Raw genomic sequence first — 8,327 nt, 5'->3', positions numbered from 1 at the left:
CCCGCGGCCCGGCCCGATCTCGGTAGGCCGCCAGTCCCTATATGACGCCCAGTGCCGCCGCCGCGCCCGCTCCGCCCAGGAGCATGAACACCGGCATCAGTACCTTCAGCTCCACCCAGCTGCCGGCCCGGAACCGCATCGCCTTCGGCGGGCCTATCGGGTACCAGCGCTTGCGGCCCAGCGGGATGGGCCACAGGATCGGGCAGCCCGACACCGTCAGCGCGTCCCCGATGTCGTGCACCAGCGCGCCCAGGACGATCGGCAGGCCCAGCCAGAGGTACTCCTGTCCCGGGGCGGTGAACAGCCAGTCGGCGCCGTTGCCCGGCTTGTCCAGGACGTCCGCCAGGATCCAGGCGCTGGTGGCGCCGAGCAGCCAGACGAGCACATCGCTGGAGACCCGCGCGGCCCGCCACAGCAGGCCCTCCACGGCGAGCACGAGATGGACGAACAGGATCGCGAGCACCGCCCAGCGCCCGCCCGCGTAGGCCACCGCGGAGGCGCCGGCCCCGGTCAGCACCGCCCAGAGCCAGGTGTGGGTCAGTGTGCGGTGGCCGCCGCTCCTGCGAGGGTCGCCCGGCTTCCTCGTGGCCTTGTAGACGGCGTACGAGAGCTTGTCCACGATCTCGCAGAGCGTCCGTGACACCGGGCCGAACGCCCGGGAGATCGTCGCCGCCTTGTGGTCCAGATCGGGGGCGAGCGCGGCGCCCGCGCAGATCAGCGCGCCGACCACCAGGACCGGCCAGGGCATTCCGTGGCCCGCGGCAGCCGTCGCCGCGCCCACCCCCAGCCAGGCCGCGGCCCCCGACAGAGAGTGTGCCGGTCCCATCATGCTTGTACCCGCCCCGATGCAGTTGTGATGAAGCCCCGCGTACGGGGGCCCAGTTGACAGGCCAGGGTACCGTCCGTGATCTTCGCTTCCCCGGCCGGTTCCCGTATCCAGGGGGAAGACAGGCAAGATGGGGGCGTGACCCTTATCGATCAGCTCCCGCCGGACGCCGACCCCGATGCCCTCTTCGAGGCCTTCTCCTCCTGGGCCGAAGGCCAGGGCATCACGCTCTATCCGGCTCAGGAGGAGGCGCTGATCGAGGTGGTCTCCGGAGCCAACGTCATCCTGTCCACCCCCACCGGCTCCGGAAAGAGCCTGGTCGCGGCGGGTGCGCACTTCACGGCGCTGGCCCAGGACAAGGTCACCTTCTACACCGCGCCGATCAAGGCGCTGGTCTCGGAGAAGTTCTTCGACCTCTGCAAGCTCTTCGGCACGGAGAACGTCGGCATGCTGACCGGCGACGCCTCCGTGAACGCCGACGCCCCGGTGATCTGCTGCACCGCCGAGGTGCTGGCGTCGATCGCGCTGCGCGACGGCAGGTACGCGGACATCGGCCAGGTCGTGATGGACGAGTTCCACTTCTACGCCGAGCCGGACCGCGGCTGGGCCTGGCAGATCCCCATCCTGGAACTGCCGCAGGCCCAGTTCATCCTGATGTCGGCGACCCTCGGTGATGTCTCACGCTTCGAGGAGGACCTGACCCGCCGTACGGGCCGGCCCACCTCCGTCGTACGGTCCGCGACGCGCCCGGTCCCGCTGTCGTACGAGTACCGCCTCACCCCGATCACCGAGACACTGACCGAGCTGCTGGAGACCAAGCAGGCGCCGGTCTATATCGTGCACTTCACCCAGGCCGCCGCCGTCGAGCGGGCGCAGTCGCTGATGAGCATCAACATGTGCACGCGCGAGGAGAAGGACCGGATCGCCGATCTGATCGGCAGCTTCCGCTTCACCACCAAGTTCGGGCGCAACCTCTCCCGCTATGTGCGCCATGGCATCGGGGTGCACCACGCGGGCATGCTCCCCAAGTACCGGCGGTTGGTGGAGAAGCTCGCCCAGGCCGGTCTGCTGAAGGTCATCTGCGGTACGGACACGCTCGGCGTCGGTGTCAACGTCCCGATCCGTACGGTGCTGTTCACCGCGCTCACCAAGTACGACGGCAGTCGTGTCCGGACCCTGCGCGCCCGGGAGTTCCACCAGATCGCGGGCCGGGCGGGCCGCGCCGGATTCGACACGGCGGGCCTGGTCGTGGCTCAGGCGCCCGAGCATGTCGTGGAGAACGAGAAGGCGCTCGCCAAGGCGGGGGACGATCCGAAGAAGCGCCGCAAGGTGGTGCGCAAGAAGGCCCCCGAGGGCTTTGTCGCCTGGTCGGAGACCACGTTCGAGAAGCTCATCGGTTCCGATCCCGAGCCGCTGACCTCGCGCTTCCGGGTCACCCACACCATGCTGCTGTCGGTGATCGCGCGGCCGGGCAATGCCTTCGAGGCGATGCGCCGGCTGCTGGAGGACAATCACGAGCCGCGCAGACAGCAGCTCCGGCACATCCGGCGGGCCATCGCGATCTACCGCTCGCTGCTGGACGGCGGGGTCGTGGAGCGGCTGGAGACCCCGGACGCGGAGGGCCGTATCGTCCGGCTCACGGTCGATCTCCAGCAGGACTTCGCGCTCAACCAGCCGCTGTCGACCTTCGCGCTGGCCTCGTTCGAGCTGCTGGATCCCGAATCCCCCTCGTACGCGCTGGACATGGTCTCCGTCGTCGAGTCCACGCTGGACGATCCGCGGCAGATCCTCGCGGCCCAGCAGAACAAGGCGCGCGGTGAGGCGGTCGCCGCGATGAAGGCGGACGGTGTCGAGTACGAGGAGCGGATGGAGCGGCTCCAGGATGTCTCGTACCCCAAGCCCCTCGAAGAGCTGCTCGTCCACGCGTACAACACCTACCGCAAGAGCCATCCATGGGTGGGCGACCATCCCGTCTCGCCCAAGTCGGTGATCCGGGACATGTACGAACGGGCGCTGTCCTTCACCGAGTTCACCTCGTTCTACGAGCTGGCCAGGACCGAGGGCATTGTGCTGCGCTATCTGGCGGGCGCGTACAAGGCGCTGGAACACACCATTCCGGACGATCTGAAGTCGGAGGACCTGGAGGATCTCACCGCGTGGCTCGGGGAGATGGTGCGTCAGGTCGACTCCAGTCTGCTCGACGAGTGGGAGCAGCTCGCCAATCCGGAGGTGGAGACGGCCGAGCAGGCGCAGGAGAAGGCCGATCAGGTCCGACCGGTCACGGCCAACGCCCGCGCCTTCCGGGTGCTCGTACGCAACGCGATGTTCCGCCGTGTGGAGCTGGCCGCCCTGGACAAGGTCGGCGAACTGGGCGAGCTGGACGGTGAGTCGGGGTGGAACGCGGATGCCTGGGGCGAGGCGATGGACGCGTACTGGGACGAGTACGAGGACCTGGGCACCGGGCCCGACGCCCGTGGCCCCAAGCTGCTCGCCATCGAGGAGGACCCGGCACACGGTCTGTGGCGGGTCCGCCAGACCTTCGCCGATCCCAGCGGCGACCATGACTGGGGCATCAGCGCGGAGGTCGATCTGGCGGCCTCCGACGAGGAGGGCCTGGCCGTGGTGCGTGTCACATCCGTGGGGCAGCTCTGAGTACGGCGGACGGCTCCGGGCAGGGCCATGAGCCGGCGCCCGAGCACCCGGTGGCACGGGGGAGACGGGACCGGAACAGGACCTGGACCGGGAATGGGACCTGGACCGGGAACGAGAACGGGAACGAGACGGAGAACGGAGCACAGCGCGTCATGACGAACCCCGCCGAGCGGCTGGTCGATCTGCTCGATCTGGAGCGGATCGAGGTCGACATCTTCCGCGGGCGCAGCCCCCAGGAGTCGCTGCAACGGGTCTTCGGCGGCCAGGTGGCGGGCCAGGCCCTGGTGGCGGCGGGCCGTACCACCGACGGGGACCGGCCGGTCCACTCGCTGCACGCGTACTTCCTGCGGCCGGGCCGCCCGGGTGTGCCGATCGTGTACCAGGTCGAACGGATAAGGGACGGCCGGTCGTTCACCACCCGCAGGGTCACCGCCGTCCAGCAGGGCCGCACGATCTTCAATCTGACGGCGTCCTTCCACCGTCCGGAGGAGGCCGGGTTCGAGCACCAGCTCCCGCCCCGGCTGGAGTTCCCCGACCCGGAGACACTGCCGACGGTCAGCGAGGAGGTGCGCGCCCATCTGGGCCGACTGCCCCAGCCACTGGAGCGGATGGCCCGGCGCCAGCCCTTCGACATCAGATATGTGGAACGGCTGCGCTGGACCCAGGAGGAGATCAAGGACGCGGATCCGCGCAGCGCGGTGTGGATGCGCGCGGTGGGGCCGCTGGGCGACGATCCGCTCGTCCACACCTGCGCGCTGACATACGCGAGCGACATGACGCTGCTGGACGCGGTACGGATCCCCATCGAGCCGCTCTGGGGGCCGCGGGGCTTCGACATGGCGTCGCTGGACCACGCGATGTGGTTCCACCGCCCGTTCCGCGCGGACGAGTGGTTCCTGTACGACCAGGAGTCGCCGATCGCGACGGGCGGCCGGGGACTGGCGCGGGGCCGGATCTACGACCGCGAGGGCCGGCTGCTGGTCTCGGTGGTGCAGGAGGGGCTGTTCCGGCGGCTCGACCCGGCCGTGTCGTAGGGTCTTTCGTTTGGATCTGGCTGGATCAGGGAGCGGGGGCTGGTGCCGTGGATCGCAAGGCGGAGGAGGGAGCCCACGCGGAGCGTAGGCGACCGACGACAACGCCGCGAGGCGCGGTGCCAGGGCACGCGAGCCCAGCAAGATCCAAACGAAAGGCCCTAGGGCTCAGACGCCCGGGAGCGGATCCTGGTCGGCCTCGCGCCGACGGGTCCTGATGTCCGGCGCGGGCGGATGGAGCTTGGCGTCACAGGCGGGACCGAGGCCGGTACGGCGCGATGCCGTACCGGTGAGCGGTCGGCCGCACATACCGCACCTGATCTCGCGGCGGGGATCCGGCGGGCCGGGGTCGGGCGCCGAGCCCGGCAGCCGTCCGAAGTCGTCCGGGCCCACGCCCGGACCGTCGTCGTCGATCCCGGATACACGCATGTCCCAAGATCTATCAGCCCGCCGGAGGCCGCCGTCACCCACGGGTCCACAATGGGGGAGAACGCCGGAGACCGAGGAGATCTTGATGACTCTGTACGACATCCCGCTGCACACCCTCACGGGTGAACCCACCTCCCTGGCCGCCTACGAGGGCAAGGCCGTACTCGTGGTGAACGTCGCGTCCAAGTGCGGCCTCACCCCCCAGTACGCCGGTCTGGAGCGGCTCCAGCAGCAGTACGGCGAGCGGGGCTTCACCGTCCTCGGCGTACCCAGCAACCAGTTCGCGGGACAGGAGCCCGGCACCGCGGAGGAGATCCAGACCTTCTGCTCGGCGACGTACGGTGTCACCTTCCCGCTGCTGGCGAAGACGGATGTGAACGGGGAGACCCGGCATCCGCTCTACGCGGAGCTGACGAAGTCGGCCGACGCCCAGGGCGAGACGGGGGACGTCCAGTGGAACTTCGAGAAGTTCCTGCTCTCCCCCAAGGGTGAGGTCGTCGCCCGGATCCGGCCGCGTACGGAGCCCGAGGACCCCGAGGTCATCGCGGCGATCGAGGCGCAGCTTCCCGGCTGACCCGTCCTCACCGGGGCCGCCGCGCGCGTGGCGGCCCCGGTCCGCGGCCGTAGCAGTAGCCGCGGCCTCGGCCATGGCTATGGCTACGGCTACGAACCTCAGCGGATCGGCATGCCCGACAGGGTGCGGGCGATCACCAGACGCTGGATCTCGCTCGTCCCCTCGAAGATCGTGTAGATCGCGGCGTCCCGGTGCATGCGCTCCACCGGGTACTCACGGGTGAAGCCGTTGCCGCCCAGTATCTGCACGGCCTGGGCCGTGACCTGCTTCGCCGTCTCGCCGGCGTACAGCTTGGACATCGAGCCCTCGGCGGAGGTGAACGGCCGTCCGGTGGCCGCCATCCAGGAGGCCCGCCACACCAGCAGCCGTGACGCGTCGATCCGGGTCCGCATGTCGGCCAGTTGGAAGGCGATGCCCTGGTTGTCGATGACCGGGCGGCCGAACTGGCTGCGTGTCCTCGCGTAGTCGAGCGCGACCTCGTACGCCGCGCGGGCCGTGCCCACCGCCATCGCGCCGACCGCCGGGCGTGAGGCCTCGAAGGTGGCCATGGCCGCGTTCCTCACCCGCTCACCGCCCGGTGCCGTCCTCGCCCGCTCACGGGCCCGTGCGAGCCGCTCGTCCAGCTTCTCCTTCCCACCGAGCAGACAGTGCCCGGGGACCCGGACGTCCTCCAGGACGACCTCGGCGGTGTGGGAGGCGCGGATACCGTGCTTCTTGAACTTCTGGCCCTGGGAGAGACCGGGGGTGGCCGGCGGGACGATGAAGGAGGCATGGCCCTTCGAACCGAGTTCCGGGTCGACGACGGCGACCACGACATGGACATGGGCGATGCCGCCGTTGGTCGCCCAGGTCTTGGTGCCGTTCAGCACCCACTCGTCCTTCGCCTCGTCGTACACCGCGCGGGTGCGCATGGCGCCGACGTCGGAGCCGGCGTCGGGCTCCGACGAGCAGAAGGCGGCGACCCTCACCTCGTCCGCGTCGCCGTACATCTGCGGGATCCAGGTGCCGATCTGCTCGTCGGTGCCGTTGGCGAGGACACCCACGGCCGCCAGGCCCGTACCGACGATCGACAGGGCGATGCCCGCGTCGCCCCAGAACAGTTCCTCCATGGTCATCGGGATACCGAGACCGGTGGGGTCGAAGAACTGCTGGGCGTAGAAGTCGAGGGAGTAGACACCGATCCTGGCGGCCTCCTGGATGACCGGCCAGGGGGTCTCCTCACGCTCGTCCCACTCCGCGGCGGCGGGACGGATGACATCCGCGGCGAAGCCGTGCAGCCAGTCACGGACCTGCTTCTGGTCGTCGTTGAGTTCAAACGTGAACTCGGCCACGGTTCCCCTCCCACACTGCGTCACCACGGTGCCGCTCACACACGTTACCCACGGTAACGCCAGTCTGTTACCGGTAGGTAGAAAATGTCAACCGGCCATGGTCTGATCAGCATTGATCTCGGCCAGGGTGTTACGTTGCCGGTGCGTCAGGCAATCGCATGGGCGGGGAGACATCAGCTATGGAGACCACACAGCAGGCCGAACAGCAGCGGTCGGCGCGACAGCGGAGACGCCAGCTGCTGGAGGCCGCCGACCGGGTCGTGCTCCGGGACGGCCCGCACGCCTCCATGAACGCCATCGCCGCCGAGGCGGGCATCACCAAGCCCATTCTCTACCGTCACTTCGGCGACAAGGGCGGGCTCTACCGCGCGCTCGCCAAGCGCCATACCGACGCGCTGCTCGACGCCCTGCGGACCGCGCTCGACGCGCCCGCCGAGCGCCGCCGGCGCGTGGAGGCCACGCTCGACACGTATCTCGCCGCGATCGAGGCGCGCCCCCAGGTCTACCGGTTCCTGATGCATCCCGCCGAGGACACCCAATCGCCCGAGCAGGGCTTCGACGTGGGCCGCCACTCGGCTCCGCTGCTGCGCCGTCTCGGCGAGGAGCTGGCCAAGGTCATCGAGGAGCGGGTCGACCTCGGTCCGGACAGCGGGCAGCTCTCCCGGGTCTGGGGCCATGGCATCGTCGGGATGATGCACGGGGCCGGTGACTGGTGGCTCGGTGAACGGCCCTGCTCACGCGAGCAGTTGGTACGGAGCCTGGCGGATCTGCTGTGGGGCCGGCTGGCCTCGGTGGACGACCGCGAGGGCGGACCCGGGTTCTGAACGCTCCATCAGACGTACGAGTCCACCGCCGCGGCGGTGGACCAGGGTGCGCGGCGCGCGGCGCGCAGCACTCCGGCGCGGCGCCTGCCGGTGAGCCGGTCGGGGTAGACCATGCCTTCCAGATGATCGCACTCGTGCTGGAGACAGCGCGCGAAGAAGCCCGTTCCCTCGATCCGCAGCGGTTCACCGTGCCGGTCGACGCCCTCCGCCACGGCATGGTCGTACCGCTCCGTCCCCGCCTCGATGCCCGGCAGCGAGAGACAGCCCTCGGGGCCGCGCAGAACGATCTCGTCCGCCCGGGTCAGCCGCGGATTGACGAGGTGTCCGAGATGGCGGACGTCCTCGTCGTCCGGGCAGTCGTACACGAACACCCGGAGCGGTACGCCGATCTGGTTCGCCGCGAGCCCGACCCCCCGAGCGGCGTACATCGTCGCGAACAGGTCCTCGATCAGCCCGGACAGCGCGGGACCGAAGTCCGTGACAGGCTCACAGCGGGCGTGCAGCACCGGATCGCCCAGCATTCTCATGGCGCGTACTCGTCCGGCGCTGCCGGGGATCGAACGGTTTCGCATGCGGGTCAGGGTACGGTCACGGTGACCTCCGCCTTCCCGCCCGGTGCCGCGGTTCGGGCCCTTGGCCGGATCTCGATAGGCTGACCCC

General features: G+C 69.7%; 8 protein-coding genes. 4 read left to right on the top strand and 4 right to left on the bottom strand.

What is annotated here, in order from left to right:
• Positions 1-37: 37 nt before the first annotated feature.
• Positions 38-829 carry a metal-dependent hydrolase gene (locus ACWGDX_RS16610; protein ID WP_453626191.1) on the bottom strand — a complete coding sequence of 264 codons (792 nt, stop codon included), beginning with the start codon at positions 827-829 and terminating at the stop codon, positions 38-40.
• Positions 830-904: 75 nt separating this feature from the next.
• On the opposite strand from ACWGDX_RS16610, the gene ACWGDX_RS16605 reads away from it, so the two are divergent.
• Together ACWGDX_RS16605 and ACWGDX_RS16600 are read left to right on the top strand one after the other, a co-directional pair.
• Positions 905-3,478 carry a DEAD/DEAH box helicase gene (locus ACWGDX_RS16605; RefSeq protein WP_453626189.1) on the top strand — a complete coding sequence of 858 codons (2,574 nt, stop codon included), beginning with the start codon at positions 905-907 and terminating at the stop codon, positions 3,476-3,478.
• Between the two features lie 152 nt (positions 3,479-3,630).
• Positions 3,631-4,512, top strand: a complete 882-nt coding sequence (locus tag ACWGDX_RS16600) for an acyl-CoA thioesterase (protein ID WP_453626187.1) — start codon at positions 3,631-3,633, stop codon at positions 4,510-4,512.
• Positions 4,513-4,677: 165 nt separating this feature from the next.
• Here ACWGDX_RS16600 and ACWGDX_RS16595 read toward each other — a convergent pair whose 3' ends face one another.
• A complete protein-coding gene (locus ACWGDX_RS16595; RefSeq protein ID WP_453626185.1) occupies positions 4,678-4,938 on the bottom strand; it encodes a DUF6011 domain-containing protein in 261 nt (86 codons plus the stop codon).
• A gap of 85 nt (positions 4,939-5,023) precedes the next feature.
• Here ACWGDX_RS16595 and ACWGDX_RS16590 point away from each other — a divergent pair, with 85 nt between their 5' ends.
• The gene (locus ACWGDX_RS16590; protein WP_453626183.1) at positions 5,024-5,512 is read left to right on the top strand and encodes a glutathione peroxidase; all 489 of its coding nucleotides are present in this window, start codon (positions 5,024-5,026) and stop codon (positions 5,510-5,512) included.
• Between the two features lie 98 nt (positions 5,513-5,610).
• On the opposite strand, the gene ACWGDX_RS16585 is transcribed toward ACWGDX_RS16590, so the two are convergent.
• Positions 5,611-6,843 carry an acyl-CoA dehydrogenase family protein gene (locus ACWGDX_RS16585; protein ID WP_453626181.1) on the bottom strand — a complete coding sequence of 411 codons (1,233 nt, stop codon included), beginning with the start codon at positions 6,841-6,843 and terminating at the stop codon, positions 5,611-5,613.
• Positions 6,844-7,022: 179 nt separating this feature from the next.
• Here ACWGDX_RS16585 and ACWGDX_RS16580 point away from each other — a divergent pair, with 179 nt between their 5' ends.
• Entirely contained in the window at positions 7,023-7,667 is a 645-nt protein-coding gene (locus ACWGDX_RS16580) for a TetR family transcriptional regulator (RefSeq protein WP_453626179.1), read from the top strand.
• Between the two features lie 8 nt (positions 7,668-7,675).
• Here the strand turns inward: ACWGDX_RS16580 and def are convergent, their stop codons facing one another.
• The gene (gene def, locus ACWGDX_RS16575; RefSeq protein ID WP_453626177.1) at positions 7,676-8,239 is read right to left on the bottom strand and encodes a peptide deformylase; all 564 of its coding nucleotides are present in this window, start codon (positions 8,237-8,239) and stop codon (positions 7,676-7,678) included.
• Between the last annotated feature and the right edge of the window lie 88 nt (positions 8,240-8,327).

It is taken from the genome of Streptomyces sp. NPDC055025, assembly GCF_053608565.1.
This window is presented reverse-complemented; position numbering and strand designations above follow the sequence as displayed.

Bases quoted from the DNA above. Each gene is read 5' to 3' on its own strand.
- def (WP_453626177.1), bottom strand. From the start codon at position 8,239: ATGCGAAACCGTTCGATCCCCGGCAGCGCCGGACGAGTACGCGCCATG.
- ACWGDX_RS16610 (WP_453626191.1), bottom strand. From the start codon at position 829: ATGATGGGACCGGCACACTCTCTGTCGGGGGCCGCGGCCTGGCTGGGG.
- ACWGDX_RS16590 (WP_453626183.1), top strand. From the start codon at position 5,024: ATGACTCTGTACGACATCCCGCTGCACACCCTCACGGGTGAACCCACC.
- ACWGDX_RS16595 (WP_453626185.1), bottom strand. From the start codon at position 4,938: ATGCGTGTATCCGGGATCGACGACGACGGTCCGGGCGTGGGCCCGGAC.
- ACWGDX_RS16600 (WP_453626187.1), top strand. From the start codon at position 3,631: ATGACGAACCCCGCCGAGCGGCTGGTCGATCTGCTCGATCTGGAGCGG.
- ACWGDX_RS16580 (WP_453626179.1), top strand. From the start codon at position 7,023: ATGGAGACCACACAGCAGGCCGAACAGCAGCGGTCGGCGCGACAGCGG.